Source organism: Variovorax monticola, assembly GCF_051216855.1.
Taxonomy (GTDB): domain Bacteria; phylum Pseudomonadota; class Gammaproteobacteria; order Burkholderiales; family Burkholderiaceae_C; genus Variovorax.
Map to the genome: position 1 here is coordinate 534,001 of NZ_JBPJZP010000006.1, position 23,108 is coordinate 557,108.

Sequence of the window (23,108 nt, forward strand, 5' to 3'; positions counted from 1 at the left end):
CTTTCATTCGAGCGCGATGCGCAGCGCCGCGGCGGCCGCCGGCGGCGCGCCCGCCAGAGCCAACACCAGCATGGCGCCCAGCAGCGAGAAATGGCCGGCCACGCCCATGCCGGCGTTGCTGGCATCCACCGCGTTGGCACCGAAGATCAGCACCGGCACCACCAGCGGCAGCACCAGCAACGACAGCAGCATGCCGGCGCCGCGCACGCCCACGGTGAGCGCCGCGCCGATCGCACCGACCAGGCTGAGCACCGGCGTGCCCAGCAGCAGCGACGCCGCCAGCACGCCCATAGCGTCCGGCGCCAGCCCGAACTGCAGGGCCAAAAGCGGTGAGACCAGCGCCAGCGGCAGCCCCGTGCACAGCCAGTGCGCCAGTGCCTTGGCCAGCACCAGCAGCGCGAGCGGCGTGGCCGAGAGCAGTTGCGACTCGAGCGTGCCGTCCTGCAGGTCGTCGGCGAACAGGCGCGCCAGCGACAGCATCGAGGCCAGCAAGGCAGCGACCCAGACGATGCCCGGCGCCATGCGACGCAGCAACTCCGGCTCGGGGCCGATGCCCAGTGGAAACAGGCTCACCACGATCACGAAAAACAGCAGCGCGGCCAGCGGGTCGGCCGGGCGCCGCCAAGCCAGGCGCAGGTCGCGCTCGACCAGGCAACCGACCCCTTGCAGCAGGCCGGGCTGCGCGGCGGGCGCCGAGGGCAGGGCGAGGGTGTTCACAGCGCCAGCTCCATCTGCGGCATGCCGTGGGGAAACGACAGTGCCGCGTCGTGGCTGGTGAGCAGCACCACGCCACCGCGCTGCACGTGCGCGGCAATGCCGTGAAGCAGCCACGCCGACGCTGCGTCGTCGAGCGCCTCGAAGGGCTCGTCCAGCACCCACAGCGGCGCCTGCGTGCCGAGCGCGAGCCGCGCGAGCGCCACCCGCCGGCGCTGGCCTTGCGACAGGCTGCGCGCCGGCATGCGTTCCCTGCCCTGAAGGCCGACGGCGCCGAGCGCGGACACCACCTCGGGCCCGGTGGCGCAGTGGCCCGACACGCGGGCGGCCATCTGCAGGTTCTCGCTCGCGCTCAGGTCGTCCTTGAGCGCCGCGGCATGGCCGATGTAGATCAGCTGGCGGTGAAAGGCCTCGCGCTGCTGGCCGATGCCTGTGCCCTCCCAGAGCACCTGGCCCTCGGCGGGCCGCAGCAGCCCGCACACCAGCCGCAACAGGCTGGTCTTGCCCGCGCCGTTGGGCCCCTTGACCCGCAGCAGCCGGCCGGCGCGCACCGAAAGATTCAGTCCGCTGAACACGGCACGGCCGCCGCGCACGCAAGCCAGTTCGCGAAGTTCCAGAGTCGGGCAGACCATGTTGTCAATTTAACCTGACACTCATACTATGTGCAAGATGTTGACAACCACAGTCCAGGCCGCGCCGCCGGTTCGTGCAGCAACTGCCGGCGCCGCCGCGCCGCGCGCGCAGCCCGAGGCGATCGTCATCGGCAGCGGTTTCGGCGGACTGGCGGCTGCCGTGCGGCTGGGTGCGCGCGGCTACCGCGTGACGGTGCTGGAGCAGCTGGACGCGCCCGGCGGCCGTGCCTATGTGTATCGGCAGGACGGCTTCACCTTCGACGCCGGCCCCACGGTGATCACCGCGCCCTTTCTGTTCGAGGAGCTGTGGGCGCTGTGCGGCAAGCGTCTTGCCGACGACGTCGAGCTGCGCCCGGTGTCGCCCTTCTACCGCATCCGTTTCGACGACGGCACCACGTTTGACTATTCGGGCGATGCCGAGGCGATGCGCGCCGAAGTGGCGCGCCTGGCGCCTGACGATGTCGAGGGCTACGAAAACTTCCTGAAGGCCAGCGAGGCGATCTACAAGGTCGGCTTCGAGCAGCTGGGCGACGTGCCCTTCGACCACTGGAGCGACATGGCCCGCGCCCTGCCGCAGCTGATCAAGCTGGAGGCCTACCGCACGGTGCATTCGCTGGCCAGCAAGCATGTGCGCGACGAGCGGCTGCGCATGGTGCTCACCTTCCAGTCGCTGCTGGTCGGCGGCAACCCCTTTGCGACCACCTCCGTCTATTGCCTCATCGCGTTCCTGGAGCGGCGCTGGGGCGTGCACTTCGCGATGGGCGGCACCGGCAGCCTGGTGAAGGGGCTGGTGTCGCTGATCGAAGGGCAGGGCGGCAGCGTGCGATGCCGCCAGACGGTGGCCGAGATCACCGTCAAGAACGGCACCGCCACCGGCGTGCGGCTGGCCGACGGCCAGACGCTGCGGGCCGACGTGGTGGTCTCCAACGCCGATTCGGCCTGGACCTACCGGCACCTGGTCGCGCCCGAACACCGCCGGCGCTGGACCGACCGGCGCATCGAGAAAGCGCGCTATTCGATGAGCCTCTTCGTCTGGTACTTCGGCACGCGCCGTCAGTACCCCGACGTGGCGCACCACACCATCGCACTCGGCCCGCGCTACGAGGCGTTGCTGTCGGACATCTTCGTGCGAAAGCACCTGGCCGAGGACTTCAGCCTCTACCTGCACCGGCCGACCGCCACCGATCCCTCGCTGGCCCCGCCCGGGTGCGACGCCTTCTACGTGCTTTCGCCGGTGCCGCACCTGCAAGGCGGCACCGACTGGCAGCGCCAGGCCGAGCCCTATCGCCTCGCGATCCAGAAGAAGCTGCAGGCGACCCTGCTGCCCGACCTGGAGAACCAGATCGTCACTTCGCGCATGCTGACCCCGCAGGACTTCCAGGACCGGCTCTCCTCGTTTCGCGGCGCGGCCTTCGGGCTGGAGCCGGTGCTCGCGCAGAGTGCCTGGTTCCGCCCGCACAACCGCAGCGAAGACATAGCCCGCCTGTACCTCGTGGGGGCGGGCACCCATCCCGGCGCCGGCCTGCCCGGCGTTCTTTCATCGGCCCGCATCCTCGACACGGTGGTGCCTCATGCAGATTCGCTCGCTTCCCGCCATGCCAGCCCTGCCGGTCATGCCCGCTGACATCTCGCCGGGCACCGCGCGGGGCGCGCCGCACGCCCGCATCGATCCGTCGGACATCGCCGCCTGCCGCGCGGCACTTCGGCAGGGCTCGCGCACCTTTCTCGCGGCCTCGATGCTGCTGCCGCGCGAGGTGCGCGACGCGGCCTGCGCGCTCTATGCGTTCTGCCGCATGGCCGACGACGCGGTGGACGAGGGCGCCGACGAAGCCGCCGCGGTGGCGATGCTGCGCGCGCGGCTCGCACGCATCTACGAGGCCGGCGCGCCGGCCTCGGCGCTGGGCTCTTCGCTGGCCTCGGCGGCCGACCGCGCTCTCGCCGGCGTGGTGGCCGCCTTCGACATTCCGCGCGCCTTGCCCGAGGCCCTGATCGAGGGCTTCGCCTGGGATTCCGAGGGCCGCAGCTACGAGACGCTGGACGACCTGCATGCCTACGCGGCCCGCGTGGCCGGCACCGTCGGCGCGATGATGGCCCTGCTCATGCGGGCCCGCTCGCCGGACGCGGTGGCCCGCGCCTGCGACCTGGGCGTGGCGATGCAGCTGTCGAACATCGCGCGCGACGTGGGCGAGGACGCGGCCATGGGCCGGCTCTACCTGCCGCGCCAATGGATGCGCGAGGCCGGCATCGATCCCGAGGCCTGGCTGGCCCGGCCTGTCTTCACGCCGGCGCTCGGGTCGGTGGTGCGGCGCCTGCTGGCGGCTGCCGATGTGCTGTACGCGCGGGTGGGCAGCGGCGTAGCCCAGTTGCCGCTGGCCTGCAGGCCGGGCATCAATGCCGCGCGATTCCTGTACGCCGACATCGGCCGGCAGGTGCAGCGCGCCGGCTGCGATTCGGTGAGCGCGCGCGCCGTCGTGCCCGCCTCGCGCAAGCTGGGCTTGCTGCTGCGCGCGCTGGTGGCGGTGCGCCCCGGTCGCGCGAGCGATGCATGGCCGGTGCTGGCGGCCAATGCCTTCCTGGTCGATGCGGTGTCGGCTACCGCGCCGCGCGCGCCGGCGGCGCGCAAGCGCAGCCCGACGGAAAGCGTGGTCTGGGTCATCGATCTTTTCGACCGGCTGGAGCGGCGCGAGCGCAGCAAGTCCGCGCGCCCCGCCACGCCCGCCTGAGAACGTCCGCCATGAGTTCGAGCCTGATCATCACGCTCGAGATGCTGGGCGTGCTCGGGGTGGTGGTGGGCTTCGGCTTCTGGGAGCTGTATGCGCTGCGGCGCGACAAGAAGAAGCAGAAGCCAAAGCCGGAGCCCGAGGCCGCGCCCCGGCCGCGCGACCCCGCGCCCTGAACCCCGCGCTGCGGCTTCAGAACACCGCGTGGTCGCCGCGCTGCGGCAGTGCCGCGCCGCCGGCAAGTCCGGCATAGAAATCGAACAGCGTCTCGCGCCCGGTCGACGGCGTGGCCGCCGCGTCGTAGCGGCCGGTGCGCGCATCCAGCACCAGCATCGATTCGGTCGCGTAGTAGCGGCCGATGCGCGCCAGTTCGGCCTTGGCCGCCAGCGACGGCACCGCGCGACCGAGCGCGGCCAGCCCGCCCACGATGGCGTCGAGCAGCGCCACCGGCACCTGCCGAAAGCGCGGCGGCCGGCCCAGCGCGCTGAACAGCGCCTCGCCTTGTTCGCGCGGCGTGATGGCCGGGCCCGGTCCGCCGATGGGCAGCACCCGGTTGCGGCGTTGCGGGTCGTCCAGGCAGTCGGCCAGGTAGGCCGCCAGGTCGGCGTTGCTCACGGGTTTGCAGGCGGTCAACCGGCCGTCGCCGAACACCAGGAAGGGCTGGCCCCGCCGCACCCGCTCGACCTGCCCCGACAGGGACTTGAAGAAGGCGGTCGGCCGCACGATCGAGAAGTCCACGCCGCTCGCGGCCAGCTCTTTCTCGAAGGCCAGCTTGGCGTGCTGGAACGCGAGCAGCGGCTTCTGCACGCACAGCGCCGACAGCAGCACGACATGCGACACGCCGGCCGCCTGCGCGGCGCGCAGCGCGTGCACATGCGCGAGATGGTCCACGGCCCAGGCGTCCGCGGGCGCGCCGCTGCGCGAGGCCAGGCAGGAGACGAGCGCGTCGAAGCGTTCGCCACGAAAGCCGTCGCGCGCGAGCGAGTCGGCATCGGTCGCCTCGCCCAGCCGGAGCATGGCGCCGGGCAGCAGGCGCGCGCTGTCCTCTGCCCTCAGTTGGCCGCCGACACCGGCCCGGGGCCGCACGAAGCACACGACCTCGTGGCCGCGCGCCAGCAGCGCGTGCACGGTCGCGCGGCCGATGGTGCCTGTCGCGCCAAGCACGAAGACGCGGCGCGGACGGGTTGAAGGTGAAGGTGAAATCGGGTCCTGCATGGGCATGCCTCAGTGCGCGCGAAGCCCCGGCCGCCAGACCCCGAGGGCCGCCGCGGCAATCGCCAGGCCCAGCGCCGCGCCCAGGGTCGCGCTGCCCGCGCCGAACCAGGCCGCCGGCGCGATCACCAGCATCAGCAGCAGCTTGGCCAGCATCCAGCGCTCTTCGAGCCAGGCCGGGCGCGCGGCAATGCCCATGAGGCCGCTGGCGACCAGCAGCAGCAGCGCCGGCCCGGTCAACCACCGCGAGACCGCCTCGGCGGCGGCGGCGGACGGCGGGTCGATGCGCGCAAGCAGCAACTGCGCCGCCAGCCCGCCCGCAAAGCCCGCGAGGCCGATCAGATGCAGGAACTTGAAGAGCCGCACCGCGTGCCTTCAGCGCAGGGCGCGCGGCATGCGAAAAGGCAGCATCGCGCGGCACCACGGGGTGTCCAGCCGCGTGAGCGACAGGCTCTCGTGCACGGCAACAGCGCGCTCGCCCCGCAGCGTGGTCTCGATCAGGCTGCGCGCATAGAACGGCGCGTCCTCCAGGGTGCGCCGCAGCGCGGGCACCGTGCCCGCGTCGCAGCGGGTGGGGCGGTCCAGCCGCCAGCCGGTGCGCGCCAGCGCGGCCGGCGGCGGCGCCTCGAAGCGGGTGGTGTCGCCATGGGCATCGAAGTCGAGCGCGAGCAGCGCGGTGGTGCCGTCGCGGCGCGCCACGTCGTACAGCACCGCCGAGCGGCCGTGGCTGCGTGCGCTGCGCGACCAGGACCAGTGCGCGAAGTCGGCCTCCAGCGGCCGGTCGCCGGTGTTCGCGTCGATGTAGCCGGTGCCTTTCCATCGGCAGGCGGGCTGTTCGAAGTCCACCTCCACGCGAGCGCTGGGCGCGATCGGCCGCCAGCGATGGCGGCCCGCCGCATCCAGCGCGAAAGAACGGTTCGCCAGCGCGTGCGGATGCACCCGCACCCGGCCACGCAGCCGCGACGGCAGCGGGGCCGTGAACTCGTCGATGTCGATCACCAGCGCATCGCCCTCCCAATGCATGCGGCTCGCGCCGACCTGCAGCACCGTGGCCTCGCGGTGCACGCTGCCGCGGCGGCGCTCGGTCATGGCCCAGCGCGACGGGCCACCCCCGGGGCCGTAGAGCGCCACGTTGATCGCGCAATGGTCCAGCGGGTCGGCCACGCCGCAGTGGCGGGCGCGGGCCCAGGCGTAGTAGGGCGAGAACACGCTGCCGACGAAGCCGATGAGCGTGAGGCCGTGCTGCCCGTCGTCGCTCAGCGCGTCGACATACCACCAGGCGTAGCCGCCGGGCGCCACCGCGATGTCGAAGTCCCAGCGCGGTCGGCCAGCAGGCTGGCCGCCGCCAGCCGCCCCGACAGCGCCGCCATCGGAACGCCAGGGCCCGGGTGCGTGCTGCCGCCCGCCAGGTACAGGCCCGGCAGGCGGCTGCGCGCCCCCGGGCGCGAGAAGCTCGCCGCCCAGCCGTGCGAGGCCTGGCCGTACAGCGCGCCCCCCGTCCCCGGAAACAGCTGCTCGAACTGCCGGGGCGTGGTGACCCGCATCCGCGCCGCCTCGAAGTCCAGCCGCAGGCCGCAGCGGGCCAGCCGTTCGAAGGTTTTCTGCTGGCATGTGCGGATCTCCTCGGGGGTGAAGGTGTGGGTGTCGCCCGACGGCGGGGCGTTGACGATGCACAGGAGCCGCTCGGGGCCAGCCTTGGACGGGGCCGGCGCCTCGTGGGCCGGGCGGTCCTGCGCGCAGACGTACACCGTCGGCTCCGACGGCAGCCGCCCACGGCGCAGGATGTCGTCGAACTCGGCCGCGTAGTCGCGAGAGAAAAAGACCGAGTGCCGCAGCAGCGCGAAGCCCTGCGCCTCGGCCCGCAGGTTGAAGGTGAGCGCCGAGAGCGAGCGTTCGGGCCGGGCCCTGGCCGGCTGGGCGCGCGCGCCGTGCGAGCCCAGCAGGCCCCGGCCCAGCGCCGCGACATCGCCGTTGAAGACCACCGCCGAGGCCTCCAGCCGCTCGCCGCTCGCGAGCCGTACGCCGATGGCGCGTCCGCCCGAGACCAGGATGTCGGCCACCTCCGCGCCGTACTGCAGCCGCGCGCCGCGCTCGGCGGCCAGGCGCGCCAGCATCTGCGCGATGCGGTGCATGCCGCCCTCGACCAGCCACACGCCCTGCTGCTCGACGTGCGCCACCAGCATCAGCGTGGCCGGCGCGAGCCAGGGCGAAGCGCCGCAGTAGGTGGCATAGCGGCCAAAGAGCTGCCGCAGCCGCGGGTCGCGAAAGTAGTGCCCGAGTTCTTCCCACAGGTTCCCGAACGGCGAGATGCGCGCCAGCGCCGGCATGCCGCGCAACCCGGCGCGCGCCACCAGCGACAGCGGCGTGGGCCGCGTGCCGCGCAGGAACGGACCCTCCAGCGTGTCGTAGATCTGCCCGGCCCGCACCTGGAAGGCGCGGTAGCCGCGGGCCGCCTCGGCGCCGGCGAAGGTGCCGATGGCGTCGGCGCTGCGTTCACCGTCGGCGAACAGGTCCAGCCGCGAGCCGTCGTCCCAGGCGTGGCGCGCCAGCACCTCGGCGCGCTGCAGGCCCAGGTGGTCTTCCAGCCGCGTGCCGGCCCGCGCGAGCAGTTCGTCGAACACCCACCGCATCGTGAAGACGGTGGGGCCGGCGTCCATGCGCACGCCGTCGATCGCGAGCTCGCGCAGCTTGCCGCCCGCCGTGGGCGCGCGCTCGACCACATGCACCTCCATGCCGCGCGAGGCCAGGTCCAGCGCCGCGCAAAGCCCGCCGACGCCGGCACCGATCACCACGACGCGATCGCCTTTCATCGCTTGCCCGGTTGACGGTGGGAGTGCATGTGTCTATTCTAAATGACACTTTTATGTGACTGTGAAATATTACAGAGGTGCCCTTGATGAAACCGCTCACACGCATCGAACATTCGCTTGCCATGGCCGTCTCCCAGGGCGAGGCGCCCGGGTGTCCCACCAAACTGGCCGGCGCGATCCGGCATGCGGTGTTTCCGGGCGGCGCCCGGGTGCGGCCGCAGCTGTGCCTGGCGGTGGCGGGCGCCTGCGGCGACGACGACCACGAACTCTCGAGCGCCACGGCCAGCGCCATCGAGCTGCTGCACTGCGCGTCGCTGGTGCATGACGACCTGCCGTGCTTCGACAACGCGCCCACCCGGCGCGGGCGCGCCTCGGTGCACTACGCCTACGGCGAGAGCCTGGCGGTGCTGGCGGGCGATGCGCTGATCATCCTGGCCTTCCAGACGCTGACCGTGGGCGCCGCGAAGTCGCCGCAGCGCCTGGCGGCCCTGCTCACGATGGTGGCGCAGAGCGTGGGCATGCCCTTCGGTGCCGTCGCCGGCCAGGCCTGGGAGTCGGAGCCGCGGGTGAACCTGCGCGACTACCAGCGCGCCAAGACCGGCGCCCTCTTTGCCGCCGCGACCATGGGCGGCGCGCAGGCCGCGGGTGCCGACCCCCAACCCTGGCGCGCCTTCGGCGACTGGCTCGGCGAGGCCTACCAGGCGGCCGACGACATCCGCGACGTGATCGGCGACCCTAGCGTGCTGGGCAAGCCGGCCGGCCGCGACCTGGCCTTGCTGCGGCCGAGCGCGGCGACTGAACTGGGGCTCGAAGGCGCGGCCCAGTACTTCGACGAATTGGTCGCGCGCGCCATCGACGCGGTGCCCGACTGCGCGGGTTCGGCGGGGCTGCGCGCCCTGGTGCGCAACGAGGCAGAACGCCTGGTGCCGCCGGCATCGCGCGGCGAAGTGATGCGCGCGGCGGCGGCCTGATCCGCCGCCCGCGCCGAAGGCCCGCAACATGCACACGCTGCCGGTGGACAGCCGCCTCGCAGCACCGTCGTGGCGCACGGCATGGGGCGACCGCTGGCTGGCCGTGCGCGACCGCCTGCTTGCGAGCCCGGTGTTCCAGCGGCGCGCCGCCGCGTTCGCGCCGACGCGGCCCATCGCGCGGCAGCGCGCCGGCGCCCTGTTCGACCTGGTGGCCGGCTTCGTCTATTCGCAGGTGCTGCTGGCCTGCGTGCAGCTGAAGCTCTTCGACATCCTTGCGGCCGGCCCGCTGGCGCTGGACGACATTGCGCAGCGCACGGACCTGCCGCCCGCATCGGCCGAGCGCCTCCTGGCCGCGGCGGTGGCGCTGCGCCTGGTCGAGGCCCGCAGCGGCGGCCGCTTCGGCCTGGGCGAGTTGGGCGCGCCCATGGTCGGCAACATCGCGATCGCCGCGATGGTGCTGCACCACCGCGCGCTCTATGCCGACCTGGCGGACCCGGTGGCGCTGCTGCGCGGCGACGCGCGCGGCACCGCCTTGTCGAGCTACTGGCCCTATGCCGGCACGGCGTGCCCGGACGGCCTCTCGGGCGACAGCGTGGCCGAGTACTCGGCGCTCATGGCCGCCTCGCAGCCGCTGGTGTGCGACGAGATCCTGGACGCCTATCCGCTGCACGGCCATCGCTGCCTGCTCGACGTGGGCGGCGGCGAGGGCAGCTTTCTCATCGGCGCGGCGGCGCGGGCGCCGGCCTTGCGGCTGGTGCTGTTCGACCTGCCGGCCGTGGCCGAGCGCGCGCGCGTGCGCTGCGCGGCGGCCGGCATCGGCGAGCGGCTTCGCATCGAGGGCGGCAGCTTCCTGACCGATGCGCTGCCCACGGGCGCGGACATCGCGACGCTGGTGCGGGTCGTCCACGACCACGACGACGCGGCGGCGCTCGGCATCCTGCACGCCGTGCGGCGGGCGCTGCCCCCGGGCGGCACCTTGCTGCTGGCCGAGCCCATGGCGGACACGCCGGGCGCCCAGGCCATGGGCGGCGCGTACTTCGGCTTCTACCTGCTCGCGATGGGCAAGGGCAGGCCGCGCAGCGCGGCGGCGCTGCAGGCGATGTTGCGCGCGGCGGGTTTCGTCGACGTGAAAGCGGTGCCTACACGCATGCCGTTGCAGGTCGGGCTCATCGTTGCGCGAACAGGCCTTGCGTGATTGCGCTTCTGGATGTGTAATTTGAAGTAGACAGTTTATTTAGTAAAAATAAAATGACACTCACGCAGAGTCCACGTTCTGTGAATCCGATGACGGCCCTGGCCGTGGTGCTGCAAAAGCCCCGCGAGCTGTCGCTGAGCCGCCTGGCGCTGAGCGCGCCGACGCACGAGGACGTGGTGGTCGACATCGAATGGAGCGGCATCAGCACCGGCACCGAGCGGCTGCTGTGGTCGGGCCGCATGCCCGACTTTCCGGGCATGGGCTATCCGCTGGTGCCGGGTTACGAGTCGGTGGGCGTGGTGCGCAGCGCCGGCCGGCATTCGGGCGCGACTGTCGGCCAGCGCGTCTTCGTGCCGGGCGCCCGGTGCTTCGGCGACGTGCGCGGCCTGTTCGGCGGCGCCGCATCGACTGTGGTGCTGCCGGGTGCGCGCACGCTGGCATGGGATGCAGATGACGCCGGCGATGCCGAACAGGGCGTGCTGCTGGCCCTGGCGGCTACGGCGCACCACGTGAGCTCGGCCGGCGGCGGCGTGCAGCCCGACCTGATCGTCGGCCACGGCGTGCTGGGCCGCATGGTGGCGCGCATCGCGGTCGCCATGGGCGGCGCGCCCGTGGTCTGGGAAACCGATGCCCGAAGGCGCGAGGGCGGGCAGGGCTACGAAGTGCGCGACCCCGCCACCGACACCCGCCGCGACTACCGCAGCATCTGCGACGTGAGCGGCGACCCCACGCTGCTGGACACCCTCATCGGCCGGCTCGCACCGGGCGGCGAGATCGTGCTGGCGGGCTTCTACGACGAGCCGCTGTCCTTCGCCTTCGCGCCGGCCTTCATGCGCGAGGCGCGCATCCGGGTGGCGGCGCAATGGCAGTCGCACGACCTGGCCGCGGCCCGGGCGCTCATGCGATCGGGGCAATTGCGGCTGGACGGCCTCATCACCCACCGCGCGCGGGCGGCCGACGCCGACAGCGCCTACCGCACTGCATTCGGCGATCCCGCCTGCCTGAAGATGGTCCTCGACTGGAGAAGCTGCCAATGACACCCACCCCGCACGCCATCGCCGAGGGAACGCCGGTGCGCTTCATGCAGCAGAAGGCGTTGCGCGCCGAGGCCGCCATCGAGCCCGATGCGGTGAGCACCGCGCCCGTCACCAAGGAAACCCAGATCATCGCCATCTACGGCAAGGGCGGCATCGGCAAGAGCTTCACGCTCGCCAACCTGAGCTACATGCTGGCGCAGCAGGGCAAGAAGGTGCTGCTCATCGGCTGCGACCCCAAGAGCGACACCACCTCGCTGCTGTTCGGCGGCCGGGCCTGCCCGACCATCATCGAGACCTCGTCGCGCAAGAAACTGGCCGGCGAGGCGGTGGCGATCGGCGACGTGTGCTTCAAGCGCGACGGCGTGTACGCGATGGAGCTGGGCGGTCCCGAAGTGGGCCGGGGCTGCGGCGGGCGCGGCATCATCCACGGCTTCGAGCTGCTGGAGAAGCTGGGCTTTCACGAGTGGGGCTTCGACTACGTGCTGCTCGACTTCCTGGGCGACGTGGTGTGCGGCGGCTTCGGCCTGCCGATCGCGCGCGACATGTGCCAGAAGGTGATCGTGGTGGCGAGCAACGACCTGCAGTCGCTCTACGTCGCCAACAACGTCTGCTCGGCGGTGGAGTACTTCCGCAAGCTCGGCGGCAACGTGGGCGTGGCCGGCATGGTGATCAACCGCGACGACGGCACCGGCGAGGCGTCGGCCTTCGCGCAGCAGGTAGGCATTCCGGTGCTCTCGGTCATTCCGGCCAACGACGACATCCGGCGCAAGAGCGCCAGCTACGAGATCATCGGCGTGCCCGGCACGCCGTGGGGGCCGCTGTTCGAGCAGCTGGCCGAGAACGTGGGCGCCTCGCAGCCGGTGCGGCCCCGCCCGATGACGCAGGACCAGTTGCTGGGCCTGTTCTCGGCCGAGTCGGTGGGCCGCAACGTGGTGCTGGAGCCGGCGACGCAGTTCGACATGTGCGGCAAGTCCGACACCGCCCGCCCGACGCTCGAAGTGGTCTACGACGACGCCTGAAGGCCACGCCATGACTCAGCGCCTCATTCCGATTCTTCCCATTCCCGTCGTCGCACTGAAGGTGCCGGCGGCCGTCCAGGGCGACGGCGTGGGTTGCCATTCGGGCGCGGACGCGATGCGCGCGGCGGCCAGTGCGGCGGGCAAGTCGGAGACGCTGGCGCAATACGCCAAGGACTATCCGACGGCGCCCCAGGCCGGCCCGCACGACCAGCCGCAGAGCATGTGCCCGGCCTTCGGTGCATTGCGCGTGGGTCTGCGCATGCGGCGCACCTCCACCATCCTGTCGGGCTCGGCCTGCTGCGTGTACGGGCTGACCTTCACCTCGCATTTCTACGGTGCCCGGCGCAGCGTGGGCTATGTACCGTTCAACTCCGAGACGCTGGTGACGGGCAAGCTGTTCGAGGACATCCGCGAGGCGGTGCACAAGCAGGCCGACCCGGCGCTGTACGACGCCATCGTCATCATCAACCTGTGCGTGCCCACGGCCAGCGGCGTGCCGCTGCAGATATTGCCGCGCGAGATCAACGGCGTGCGCATCATCGGCATCGACGTGCCCGGCTTCGGCGTGCCCACCCATGCCGAGGCCAAGGACGTGCTGGCCGGCGCCATGCTCAAGTACGCACGCGCCGAGGTCATGGCCGGGCCGGTGCAGCCGCCGCGCCCCGGCCGGGCCGACAAGCCCGCCATCGCGCTCATGGGCGAGATGTTCCCGGCCGACCCGGTGGTCATCGCCCGCATGCTGGAGCCCATGGGCCTGGCGGCCGGGCCGACGGTGCCCACGCGCGAATGGCGGGAGCTGTATGCGGCGCTCGATTGCGTGGCGGTGGCCGCGATCCATCCGTTCTACACCGCGAGCCTGCGCGAGTTCGAGGCGGCGGGCCGCCCCATCGTCGGCTCGGCGCCGGTCGGCCACGACGGCACCGAGGCCTGGCTGCAGGCCATCGGCACCGTGGCCAACGTGCCGCAGGCGAAGATCGACGCGGTCAAGAACGCGATGCTGCCGGCCATTCGCGGCGCGCTCGCGAAGATGCCGATCCAGGGCCGCATCACGTTGAGCGGCTACGAGGGTTCCGAGCTGCTGGTCGGCCGCCTGCTGGTGGACAGCGGCGCCGACCTGCGCTACGTGGGCACCGCCTGCCCGCGCACCGCGTGGAACGACGAAGACCGCCAGTGGCTGGAGGCCCGCGGGGTGCATGTGCAGTTTCGCGCCTCGCTCCAACAGGACCTGGCCGCCATGCACGAATGGAAGCCCGACCTGGCCATCGGCACCACGCCGGTGGTGCAGGCGGCCAAGGAGCAGTGCACGCCGGCGCTGTACTTCACCAACCTCATTTCGGCGCGGCCGCTCATGGGGCCGGCCGGCGCCGGCTCGCTCGCCACGGTGATCAACGCGACCATCGGCAACAAGGCACGCTTCGAGGCGATGAAGGACTTCTTCGGCCACACCGGCGTGGGCCATGCGGCGGGCGTGTGGGAAAGCGCGCACGGCGTGCCGCAGGACCGCCCCGACTTCAAGGCCGACACACGGCGACAGGCCCTGAAGGCGCTGAAGAAGCGCAAGGCCGAGGAGATGATCTGATGCTGGTGCTCGACCACGATCGCGCCGGCGGCTACTGGGGTGCCGTCTACGTGTTCACCGCCATCAAGGGCCTGCAGGTCGTCATCGACGGACCCGTGGGCTGCGAGAACCTGCCGGTCACCTCGGTGCTGCACTACACCGATGCGCTGCCGCCGCACGAGCTGCCGATCGTGGTCACCGGCCTGGCCGAAGAACAGCTGGGCCGCGAAGGCACCGAGGCCTCGATGCGCCGCGCCCATGCCGCGCTCGACCCCGACCTGCCCTCGGTGGTGGTCACCGGCTCGATCGCCGAGATGATCGGTGGCGGCGTGACGCCCTCGGGCACGACCATCCAGCGCTTCCTGCCGCGCACCATCGACGAGGACCAGTGGCAGTGCGCCGACCGCGCGATGTACTGGCTGTGGTCCGAGTACGGCCTGAAGCACCCGTCGGTGCGCAAGCCCTTCGCCGAGCGGCCCGCGGGCGAGAAGCCGCGGGTGAACATCATCGGCCCGAGCTACGGCACCTTCAACGCACCCAGCGACCTGGCCGAGATACGGCGGCTGGTGCAGGGCATCGGGGCCGAGGTGAACCTGGTGTTTCCACTGGGCACCCACCTGGCCGACGTGTCGCGCCTGGACGAGGCCGATGTGAACATCTGCATGTACCGCGAGTTCGGCCGCATGCTGTGCGAAGCGCTGGAGCGGCCGTTCCTGCAGGCGCCGATCGGGCTGCACAGCACCACCGCCTTCCTGCGCGCGCTCGGCGAGCTGCTGCACCTGGACCCCGAGCCTTTCATCGAGCGCGAGAAGCACAGCACCTTGAAGCCGATCTGGGACCTGTGGCGCTCGGTCACGCAGGACTTCTTCGGCACCGCCAGCTTCGGCGTGGTGGCCAACGAGACCTATGCGCGGGGCCTGCGGCACTTCCTGGAAGACGAGATGGGCCTGCCTTGCCACTTCGCGGTGTCGCGGGTGGCGGGCGCCAAGACCGACAACGCCGAGACCCGGCGCCTGGTGCACGAGAAGACGCCGCTGGTGCTGTACGGCAGCTACAACGAGCGCATGTACCTGGCCGAGTGCGGTGGCGGCGGAATGATGAAGACTGCTTTCATTCCCGCCTCGTTCCCGCTGCCGATCATCCGGCGCCACACCGGCACGCCCTTCATGGGCTACTCGGGCGCGACCTTTCTCATCCAGGAGTTCTGCAACGCGCTGTTCGATGCGCTGTTCCACATCCTGCCGCTGGGCACCGAGCTGGACCGCGTCGATGCGACGCCCGCGCGGCCGGATGGGCGGCCCGATGCACGGCCCGATTGCCCGTGGGACGACGACGCCCGCCAGTTGCTCGACGACTTCGTGCAGGCGCAGCCGGTGCTGGTGCAGATCTCGGCGGCCAAGCGACTGCGCGACCGCATCGAGCGCGACGCGGGAAGCGCCGGCGAAGAGCGCATCACCTTGGCGCGCGTGGTGCGCACGCGCGATGCGCTGCGCCAGGGAGAGCCTGCATGAGCTGCGCGCCGACCTTCATGAGAACAAGAACCTGGCGGGCCTGCGGGTCCGCCGCAGAAGTTGTGGCGGCCTGCGGCCGCTTCGATCCCCGCCGCGGGGGATGTGCGCGGTGCGTGGCCATCAGGCCGATACGGAGTAAATACCATGGTTCCAAAAGATAGAGAAGGCTCACTGTCCGGTCTGACCGAGCAGGAAGCCAAGGAGTTTCACGGCATCTTCATGACGAGCTTCATCATCTTCACGTTGATTGCGGTCGTCGCCCATTTCCTGGCATGGCAATGGAGGCCCTGGCTTCCGGGTGCCGGCGGCTATGCGGCGATCTTCAACGACGCCAAGGATGTCGCGCTCGCGGCGGTGTCCATCGGCTTCAATGCCTAGAGGAGACACGACATGTGGCGAATCTGGATGTTGTTCGACCCGCGCAGGACGCTCGTCGCCCTGTTCACGTTCCTCTTCGTGCTGGCGCTGGTGATTCACTTCATCCTGCTCAGCACCGACCGCTTCAACTGGCTCGAAGGGCCGCGAAAGAGCAGTCCGGTCGCAGCGCAGATGGCTCCCATGCCCGCGCCGGCGACGGCACCGGCGGGCAAATAGCCGCGTCGTTGCCTACGTGCGGTCGGAGCGAGGGTCCAGGTCCACCTGGCCCCGCATTCCGATCGTCATCCGGACGGCCCTGTGCCGTCGCGTCTTGACCCCGGGGGACTGATCATGGCCATGCTGAGCTTCGAGCGAAAGTACCGCATCCGCGGGGGCACCCTCATCGGTGGCGACCTGTTCGACTTCTGGGTCGGGCCGTTCTACGTCGGCTTCTTCGGTGTCACCACCATCTTCTGCGCGCTGGTGGGCACGCTGCTCCTCGTATGGGGTGCCTCGCAGGGGCCTACCTGGAACCTCTGGCAGATCAACATCGCGCCGCCCGACCTGAAGTACGGCCTGCGTCTCGCGCCGCTCATGGAAGGCGGGCTGTGGCAGCTGGTCACCGTGTTCGCCACCGGTGCGTTCGTGTCGTGGGCGCTGCGGCAGGTGGAGATCTGCCGCAAGCTGGGCATCGGCTACCACGTGCCCTTCGCGTTCTCGTTCGCGATACTGGCCTACATCACGCTGGAGATCGTGCGCCCGGTGCTCATGGGCGCCTGGGGCAACGGCTTTCCGTACGGGATCATGAGCCACCTGGACTGGGTGTCGAACACCGGCTACCAGTACTTGCACTTTCACTACAACCCGGCCCACATGCTGGCCGTGAGCTTCTTCTTCACCACCGTGCTGGCGCTTTCGATGCACGGCGGCCTGGTGCTGGCGGCCACCAACCCAGGCAAGGGCGAGACGGTCAAGACCGCCGAACACGAGAACACCTTCTTCCGCGACACCATCGGCTACTCGATCGGCACGCTCGGCATCCATCGCCTGGGCCTGTTCCTGGCGCTGTCGGCGGCCTTCTGGAGCGCCGTGTGCATCGTCATCAGCGGCCCCTTCTGGACCCGCGGCTGGCCCGAGTGGTGGACCTGGTGGCTCAACCTGCCGATCTGGCACTGATCAACCGAACGTACGCACCGCACCCGCAGCGTCTCAGAGGAGTCATCGATGGCCGAATACCAGAACATCTTCACCCGCGTGCAGGTTGTCGCACCGGCCTACGCGGGCGTGCCGCTGGAGCGCGGCAACAACGAGCGAGAAGGCCCGCCGCTGCACGTGCACCTGCTCGGGCGCATCGGCGATGCGCAGGTCGGGCCCATCTACCTGGGCTGGTTCGGGCTGGCGTCGCTGCTGTGCGGCTTCATCGCCTTCGAGATCGTCGGGCTCAACATGTTCGCCTCGGTCAACTGGGACCCGGTGCAGTTCGTGCGCCAGCTGCCCTGGCTGGCGCTGGAGCCGCCGCCACCGTCGATGGGGCTCAAACTCTTTCCACCGCTCAACGAAGGCGGCTGGTGGCTGATGGCCGGCTTCTTCATGACCGCTGCAGTGCTGCTGTGGTGGGCGCGCATGTACCGTCGTGCGCGCGCGCTGAAGATCGGCACGCACGTGGCCTGGGCCTTCGCCGCCGCGATCTGGCTGATGCTGGTGCTGGGCTTCATCCGGCCGCTGTTGATGGGCAGCTGGGGCGAGGCGGTGCCCTTCGGCATCTTTCCGCACCTGGACTGGACGGCGGCCTTCTCGATCCGTTACGGCAACCTTTTCTACAACCCGTTCCACATGCTGTCGATCGCCTTCCTGTACGGCTCCACGCTGCTGTTCGCGATGCACGGCGCGACCATCCTGGCGGTAAGTCGCTTCGGCGGCGAGCGCGAGATCGAGCAGATCGTGGACCGCGGCACGGCCTCCGAGCGGGCCGCGCTGTTCTGGCGCTGGTGCATGGGCTTCAACGCCACGATGGAGTCGATCCACCGCTGGGCCTGGTGGTTCGCCGTGCTGTGCCCGCTTACCGGCGGCATCGGCATCCTGCTGACCGGCACGGTGGTGGACAACTGGTACCTGTGGGCGGTCAAGCACCATGTGGCGCCGATCTATCCGGCAGTGTTCGCGCCGGTGATCGATCCGTCGACGCTGCCGGGGGTGCGGCCATGAACGCCGACCACACTGCCCGCACAGCCCGCTCTGCTCGAGGACGATTCGCCCGCCTGGCCTGGGGTGCCGCGGCCGGCGTGCTGCTGCTGCTCGCCGGCTGCGAGCGACCGCCGGTCGATGTGGTGCAGCGCGGCTACCGCGGCACCGGCATGCAGGAGGTGTACAACCCGCGCACCGTGGAGACCCAGGCTGTCAAGAACGCGCTGCCGGCCGACACGCCCCCTGCGCCTGCCGTCGGCCCGACGGCAGGCCAGGTGTTCCAGAACGTCAAGGTGCTCAACGACCTCAGCGTGGGCGAATTCACCCGCCTGATGGTCTCCATGACCGCCTGGGTGGCGCCGCAGCAGGGCTGCACCTACTGCCACCAGGGCGAGAACATGGCGTCCGACGCGGTCTACACCAAGGTGGTCGCGCGGCGCATGCTGCAGATGACGCAGCACCTGAACGCCGACTGGAAGACCCACGTGGCCGACACCGGCGTCACCTGCTACACCTGCCACCGCGGCAATCCGGTGCCGCTGAACACCTGGACGATGGGCGAGCCGCAGAAGGCGGCCTATGCCGGCAACAAGGCCGGCCAGAACGCGCCGGCCGCCAGCGTGGCGATGGCGTCGCTGCCCAACGACCCGTTCTCGCCGTTCCTGGACAAGGGCGAGAACGTGCGCGTGGTCGGCGCGACCGCGCTGCAGAACGGCAACCGGCAATCGATCAAGCAGGCCGAGTGGACCTACGGGCTGATGATGCACATGTCGCAGTCGCTGGGCGTGAACTGCACCTACTGCCACAACACGCGCTCCTTCGCCGACTGGGAAACCAGTGCGCCGCCGCGCGCCGTGGCCTGGTACGGCATCCGCATGGTGCGCGACCTGAACACGCAGTACCTGGACCCGCTCACGCCGCTGTTCCCGGCCGCGCGGCTCGGGCCCGCCGGCGACGCGCCCAAGATCAACTGCGCCACCTGCCACCAGGGGGCCTTCAAGCCGCTCTACGGCGCGAGCATGCTGCCGAACCATCCCGAACTGGCGAAGGTGCGCGCGGTGGTGCAGAGCGCGTCGGCCCCGGCGGCGGAAGCGGCGACCGCCACCGCGGCCACGGCGTCCGGCTTGCCTGCGGCGGGCGTCGACGTGCTGTTCGCGACGGGGTCCAGCACGGTCTCGCCCGAGGCGGTGCAGACGCTGGCACCGGCCATCGCGGCGCTCAAGGCCGATGCCGCAGCGCGGGTGAGCCTGTCGGGCTACCACTCCGCGAGCGGCGATCCGGCGCAGAACGAGGAGCTCGCCAAGCAGCGCGCCATGGCCGTGCGCGATGCGCTGGTGGCCGCCGGCGTCACGGCCGACCGCATCGTGCTCGACAAGCCGCAGTCGGCCGCGGCCAACGTGGCCGGCGAAGACCCGACGGCCCGGCGCGTGCAGATGGCGGTGATCAAGTAAGGAGACCCACGCGGCGCGGCAGCTGCCGTGCCTCGCGCTGCCGATCGGCCGTTCAGCCGTTCAGCCGTTCAGCCGTTCAGCCGACGAAAGCCTTCATGCGGTCGTACAGCGAGGCGGCGCGGCGCGTCGAGGCCTCGAGTTCGGCCAGCAGGGGCACCACGGTGGGCCCCATGTTGCCGTCGGCGATGTCCATCGCGGCGAGGCTGGCGTTGGAGACGATGGCGCCGATCACGTCGGCCGCATCGGCCTGGCGCGACAGCGCTTCGTCGCGCATCGCCTTGGAGAGCGATTGCTCCAGGTGTTCGCGCGCGGCGGCGGCCCGTCGGCTGTCGCTCAGGTCGGTGAAGATCAGGAAGAAGCCCAGCACCGACCCGTCGCGCGCCGACACCGGCTCCGCGCGCAATGAAGTGGGCAGGCTGGCGCCATTGCCCAGGTCCAGCGACAGCTCGCCGCGCCACGAATGCCGCTCCTGCACCAGCGTGCGCAGCATGTCCCGCACCCGCGCGGGTTCCACAAACCACTGCGCCGCATCGCCGAGTTCGGCGGGCGCGTCGGCCTCGGCGCCGCGCCCGATCATCTCGAAGAAGCAGCGGTTGGCGAACAGCGCCCGGCCGTTCGGATCGGCGATCAGCACCGGCTCGTTGGCGTTGGAGACAGTGACCCGGATCTGCGCAAGCTGGTGCTCGGCGATCAAAAAACGCACCGCATTCACCTGCACGATGATGTCGATCAGCGCCGCACCGAAGGCGCGGGCCAGCGCCAGCTCGGTCACCGACCAGGGCAGGGCGGTGCCGCGCACGATCTCCGACCAGGCCGCGAAGGAGCGGCGCGGCGACAGGGTCAGCGGGTCGTTGGCGTCGAGCACCGGCTTGGACGGATCGCCGGCCCAGGTCACGCTGGTGAGCTGCTCCTTGCGGAACCACATCAGGTAGTCGGGCCGCGACGACGACAGCCGCACCACCACCACGCCGCTGGCCGTGGGCGTGAGCGAGGCGAGCGACGGTTCGGCCCGCTCCACCGACGCGCAACTGAAAAGGCCGTCGAAGCGCTGCGCATCGATCCAGCGCATCAGCTCGCGCAGCTCGGCATGGTTGGGTGTCTCGCCGGCGGTCAGCAGCTCGCCCTCCTGGAACAGCGCCGCGCCGGTGGCCTCCAGCGGTTGCAGCAGCGTGCGCGGATTGCGAAACAGCGCCAGGCGCCAGTCGCCCTCTGTCGATGTGGCCTCCACCAACCGCTGCTCGAGCCGGCGCACCTGGATCGCGACCTGCGCATAGGCGTAGTTTTCGATCGCGGCGATGCGGGTGGACACCACCTCGGCCAGCAGGTCCGCCGCCGCGCGCATGGCAAAGCGCAGGTTGCGCGCGCTGTAGTGGTGGCAGGCGATCAGGCCCCACAGCCGCCCCTCGCGCACCAGCGACACCACCAGCGTGGCGGTCACGCCCATGTTCTTCAGGTACTGCAGGTGCAGCGGCGACATGCTGCGCAGGTAGCACGAGGACATGTCTAGCTCTTCGTCGTGCCCGGGCAGGCGCTGCGGCACCAGCGGCGAGGCGACGTAGTGCACGTCGGCCAGCACCCGCAGCCGGGTGCGCAGGTACAGCGCGCGCGCGCGCTGCGGAATGTCGGTGGCCGGGTAGTGGTGGCCCAGCAGGGAGTCCAGTCGCGGGTCGCGCGCCTCTGCAATGATCTTGCCGTGGCCGTCGGGGTCGAACTTGTAGACCATCACCCGGTCGTAGCCCAGCATGTCGCGGCAGCACTTGACCAGCGTGTCGGACAGCGTGCCGATGTTCGAGGCGGCGCTGATGCGCTGCACCGCGTCGCCCAGCAGGCCGAGCAGCTTTTCGCTGGGCACGTTGACCGTCTCGATCGTGGTCCCCGCGCCTACGGGTTCGATCTCCAGCAGCAGCACGTCGCCCGCAATGCGGTGCATGGTGCCCTCGAACTCGCGTTCGCTGCCCTGCACCTCGACGCGGCAGCGCAGCGCTTCGGGATCGGTCAGCCGGCCCTGCGACGCGATGCGGCGTACGCAGCGCTCGATGTCGCCGCCCAGCTGGCCCAAGGGTGCCGCCAGCAGCTGCTGCAGCGACACGCCCAGCAGCGTCTGCGCATTGGCGCTGGCCTGCAGCACCCGCAGACCGGGCTCCTGCAGCGCGAGCAGCACGCCGTGCGGCTGGACAGAGCCCGCCAGGTGGATCAGCTCGCGCTCGCAGTTCGTGAGGTCGGCCTTGCCGAACGCGGGGCTGCCGAGCATTACCGGCCTCCTTGCGGCGTGGCGCTGTCATTGCCTTCATCGGCGGGGCCGTCGTCGGCGCGCCGGCGCATCAGCGCGAAGGCCTCGCCCGTCATCCCCAGCAACCGGGCCGCTTCGTCGGCGTCGTTGTGCGACTGCGCGAGCGCGGCCGACACGAAGTGTCGCTCGGCGAGCGCGGCCGCCGCGGCCATCAGCTGGGCCACGGGCACCTGCCCGAGGTGCTCGGTCAGGTGCTGCATGCCAAGGTTCAGTTCGTGGTGCGAATGCTCGTCGCCTTCGTTCGCGGGCAGCAGGTGAAGTGTGAAGCCGATGCACTCCTGGTCGCCTTCGGTGAGCAGTGCGGCCGACACCTCGGCCTGGACCAGCGGCGCGCCGGCTACCTTGATCCACGACGGCACCCGGCGCGCGACGCCGTCGCGCCGCACCTGTGGCAGCAAGGTGGCCATGGGGTGCTCGGGCGTGCCCAGCCAGTCGACGATCAGTCGGCCCTTCAGTTGTGATTCGTCGTCCGCCCGCACCAGCTTGAGGAAGGCGGTGTTGGCCATCAGCACCCGGCCGCTGGCATCGGTCACGACCACGCCGTCGCTGGTGTCGTCGACCAGCCGCACCAGCGAATCGCTCAGCGCCGGCAAGGGCTGGGTGGCATCGACCGCGCGCACCCGCACCAGCAGGCGCATCGCGTCCTCGGCACGAAAAGGCGTGGCGGCCACGCTGGTGAGCGCCATCCGCCCCAGGAGGCGGGCGCGGATCTCGCCGCTGCTGCCCGAGGCGCGGGCCGAATGCAGAAGCGCCTCGATGCCGATGCGCGAGCGCTCCTCGAAGCCGCTGGTGACCTGCCGGCCGACCATCTGTTCGCCGGCGATGTCGAACATCTGCGAGGCGGCCTGGTTGACTTCGAGGATGGTGAGTGTGTGGGCGTCGACCACCAGCACCGCATCGGTCGCCACCTGGAACAGCAGGCGGTAGCGGGTTTCGGCCTGGCGCGCCTGCCAGTAGCCGCGCTCCAGCTCCTGCTGCGAATCCAGAAAGCGCTGCTGGATCGCGGCGATGGCGCGCAGGTCGCGGCCGGTGGCCAGCACCGGGCCGTCGTCGCCGAAGCGGATCGCGCAATAGGCCACCGGGATGCTGCCGCCCTGCTGGAACGGATGGCTCACCTCGCGCCGCCGGGCGATGCCGGTGGTGGTGACTTCGTGCAGCAGGTTTTCGATCTTGGCGCGGGTGTCGCCGCTCACGGTGTCGACCCACGGGCGGCCGACCCAGTCGTTGGCCAGCGGTGCCATCGGGTCGACCTCGCCCTGCGCGACGTTGCGGATCACGCCCGCCTTGTCGATCACCAGGGCGATGTCGCTGGACAGCGAGACGAAGGTCTTCGCGAGTTCAGGCGCCCAGGCCGCCAGGGCGGCCAGATCGGGAAGTTCGCCGTCTCTGGAACTCACGTCGCGTCTCCTCGGCGGCAGGGGATGCCGCGAATTTTCGGATTCTAGAC

22 protein-coding genes are annotated in these 23,108 nt (G+C 70.9%); 14 read left to right on the forward strand and 8 right to left on the reverse strand.

Features of this window, described 5'->3' with window-relative positions; translation table 11 throughout:
* Window positions 1-3: 3 nt before the first annotated feature.
* Both ccmB and ccmA read right to left on the reverse strand, forming a co-directional pair.
* A complete protein-coding gene (gene ccmB / locus ACSFA5_RS23665; RefSeq protein WP_435446573.1) occupies window positions 4-672 on the reverse strand; it encodes a heme exporter protein CcmB in 669 nt (222 codons plus the stop codon).
* A gap of 41 nt (window positions 673-713) precedes the next feature.
* A complete protein-coding gene (gene ccmA / locus ACSFA5_RS23670) occupies window positions 714-1,346 on the reverse strand; it encodes a cytochrome c biogenesis heme-transporting ATPase CcmA (protein WP_435446475.1) in 633 nt (210 codons plus the stop codon).
* A 37-nt stretch (window positions 1,347-1,383) separates the two neighbouring features.
* Between ccmA and ACSFA5_RS23675 the strand changes: the two genes are divergently transcribed.
* From ACSFA5_RS23675 to ACSFA5_RS23685, 3 genes are read left to right on the forward strand one after another with little or no spacing between them, the layout of a single operon-like run.
* On the forward strand, window positions 1,384-2,970 hold the full coding sequence (locus ACSFA5_RS23675) for a phytoene desaturase (RefSeq protein WP_435446476.1): 1,587 nt from the start codon (window positions 1,384-1,386) through the stop codon (window positions 2,968-2,970).
* Complete coding sequence (locus tag ACSFA5_RS23680; protein WP_435446477.1) at window positions 2,942-4,069, forward strand: phytoene/squalene synthase family protein; 1,128 nt, start codon at window positions 2,942-2,944, stop codon at window positions 4,067-4,069. Before ACSFA5_RS23675 ends, ACSFA5_RS23680 begins: the two co-directional genes overlap by 29 nt.
* A gap of 11 nt (window positions 4,070-4,080) precedes the next feature.
* Window positions 4,081-4,242: a hypothetical protein gene (locus ACSFA5_RS23685; protein ID WP_435446478.1), complete on the forward strand. Its 162-nt coding sequence runs from the start codon at window positions 4,081-4,083 to the stop codon at window positions 4,240-4,242.
* 16 nt (window positions 4,243-4,258) lie between these two features.
* Here the strand turns inward: ACSFA5_RS23685 and ACSFA5_RS23690 are convergent, their stop codons facing one another.
* From ACSFA5_RS23690 to crtD, 4 genes are read right to left on the reverse strand one after another with little or no spacing between them, the layout of a single operon-like run.
* Complete coding sequence (locus ACSFA5_RS23690; protein ID WP_435446479.1) at window positions 4,259-5,230, reverse strand: NAD(P)H-binding protein; 972 nt, start codon at window positions 5,228-5,230, stop codon at window positions 4,259-4,261.
* A 60-nt stretch (window positions 5,231-5,290) separates the two neighbouring features.
* Window positions 5,291-5,644: a hypothetical protein gene (locus ACSFA5_RS23695; protein WP_435446480.1), complete on the reverse strand. Its 354-nt coding sequence runs from the start codon at window positions 5,642-5,644 to the stop codon at window positions 5,291-5,293.
* Between the two features lie 9 nt (window positions 5,645-5,653).
* Window positions 5,654-6,577, reverse strand: a complete 924-nt coding sequence (locus ACSFA5_RS23700; RefSeq protein WP_435446481.1) for a carotenoid 1,2-hydratase — start codon at window positions 6,575-6,577, stop codon at window positions 5,654-5,656.
* Complete coding sequence (gene crtD / locus ACSFA5_RS23705) at window positions 6,535-8,088, reverse strand: 1-hydroxycarotenoid 3,4-desaturase CrtD (RefSeq protein ID WP_435446482.1); 1,554 nt, start codon at window positions 8,086-8,088, stop codon at window positions 6,535-6,537. The genes ACSFA5_RS23700 and crtD overlap by 43 nt, the downstream gene beginning before the upstream one ends.
* An 86-nt stretch (window positions 8,089-8,174) precedes the next feature.
* Here crtD and ACSFA5_RS23710 point away from each other — a divergent pair, with 86 nt between their 5' ends.
* The 11 genes from ACSFA5_RS23710 to pufC all read left to right on the forward strand — a co-directional run bounded on the left by ACSFA5_RS23710 (window position 8,175) and on the right by pufC (window position 19,371).
* A complete protein-coding gene (locus ACSFA5_RS23710) occupies window positions 8,175-9,059 on the forward strand; it encodes a polyprenyl synthetase family protein (RefSeq protein ID WP_435446483.1) in 885 nt (294 codons plus the stop codon).
* Window positions 9,060-9,087: 28 nt separating this feature from the next.
* On the forward strand, window positions 9,088-10,254 hold the full coding sequence (locus ACSFA5_RS23715; protein WP_435446484.1) for a methyltransferase: 1,167 nt from the start codon (window positions 9,088-9,090) through the stop codon (window positions 10,252-10,254).
* Window positions 10,255-10,343: 89 nt separating this feature from the next.
* The gene (gene bchC / locus ACSFA5_RS23720; protein WP_435446485.1) at window positions 10,344-11,291 is read left to right on the forward strand and encodes a chlorophyll synthesis pathway protein BchC; all 948 of its coding nucleotides are present in this window, start codon (window positions 10,344-10,346) and stop codon (window positions 11,289-11,291) included.
* Complete coding sequence (locus ACSFA5_RS23725) at window positions 11,288-12,310, forward strand: chlorophyllide a reductase iron protein subunit X (RefSeq protein ID WP_435446486.1); 1,023 nt, start codon at window positions 11,288-11,290, stop codon at window positions 12,308-12,310. The genes bchC and ACSFA5_RS23725 overlap by 4 nt, the downstream gene beginning before the upstream one ends.
* 10 nt (window positions 12,311-12,320) lie before the next feature.
* On the forward strand, window positions 12,321-13,889 hold the full coding sequence (gene bchY / locus ACSFA5_RS23730) for a chlorophyllide a reductase subunit Y (protein WP_435446487.1): 1,569 nt from the start codon (window positions 12,321-12,323) through the stop codon (window positions 13,887-13,889).
* On the forward strand, window positions 13,889-15,379 hold the full coding sequence (gene bchZ / locus ACSFA5_RS23735) for a chlorophyllide a reductase subunit Z (RefSeq protein WP_435446488.1): 1,491 nt from the start codon (window positions 13,889-13,891) through the stop codon (window positions 15,377-15,379). Before bchY ends, bchZ begins: the two co-directional genes overlap by 1 nt.
* 144 nt (window positions 15,380-15,523) lie before the next feature.
* Complete coding sequence (pufB, locus tag ACSFA5_RS23740) at window positions 15,524-15,757, forward strand: light-harvesting antenna LH1, beta subunit (protein ID WP_435446489.1); 234 nt, start codon at window positions 15,524-15,526, stop codon at window positions 15,755-15,757.
* 12 nt (window positions 15,758-15,769) lie between these two features.
* On the forward strand, window positions 15,770-15,973 hold the full coding sequence (gene pufA / locus ACSFA5_RS23745) for a light-harvesting antenna LH1, alpha subunit (protein WP_435446490.1): 204 nt from the start codon (window positions 15,770-15,772) through the stop codon (window positions 15,971-15,973).
* A gap of 114 nt (window positions 15,974-16,087) precedes the next feature.
* Window positions 16,088-16,912 carry a photosynthetic reaction center subunit L gene (gene pufL, locus ACSFA5_RS23750; RefSeq protein WP_435446491.1) on the forward strand — a complete coding sequence of 275 codons (825 nt, stop codon included), beginning with the start codon at window positions 16,088-16,090 and terminating at the stop codon, window positions 16,910-16,912.
* A gap of 48 nt (window positions 16,913-16,960) precedes the next feature.
* Window positions 16,961-17,941, forward strand: coding sequence for a photosynthetic reaction center subunit M (gene pufM / locus ACSFA5_RS23755; RefSeq protein ID WP_435446492.1), 981 nt, complete (start codon window positions 16,961-16,963; stop codon window positions 17,939-17,941).
* Window positions 17,938-19,371 carry a photosynthetic reaction center cytochrome PufC gene (gene pufC, locus ACSFA5_RS23760; RefSeq protein ID WP_435446493.1) on the forward strand — a complete coding sequence of 478 codons (1,434 nt, stop codon included), beginning with the start codon at window positions 17,938-17,940 and terminating at the stop codon, window positions 19,369-19,371. The genes pufM and pufC overlap by 4 nt, the downstream gene beginning before the upstream one ends.
* A 76-nt stretch (window positions 19,372-19,447) precedes the next feature.
* On the opposite strand, the gene ACSFA5_RS23765 is transcribed toward pufC, so the two are convergent.
* Both ACSFA5_RS23765 and ppsR read right to left on the reverse strand, forming a co-directional pair.
* Window positions 19,448-21,622 carry a GAF domain-containing protein gene (locus ACSFA5_RS23765; RefSeq protein WP_435446494.1) on the reverse strand — a complete coding sequence of 725 codons (2,175 nt, stop codon included), beginning with the start codon at window positions 21,620-21,622 and terminating at the stop codon, window positions 19,448-19,450.
* Window positions 21,622-23,058: a transcriptional regulator PpsR gene (gene ppsR, locus ACSFA5_RS23770; protein WP_435446495.1), complete on the reverse strand. Its 1,437-nt coding sequence runs from the start codon at window positions 23,056-23,058 to the stop codon at window positions 21,622-21,624. Before ppsR ends, ACSFA5_RS23765 begins: the two co-directional genes overlap by 1 nt.
* Window positions 23,059-23,108 lie beyond the last annotated feature (50 nt).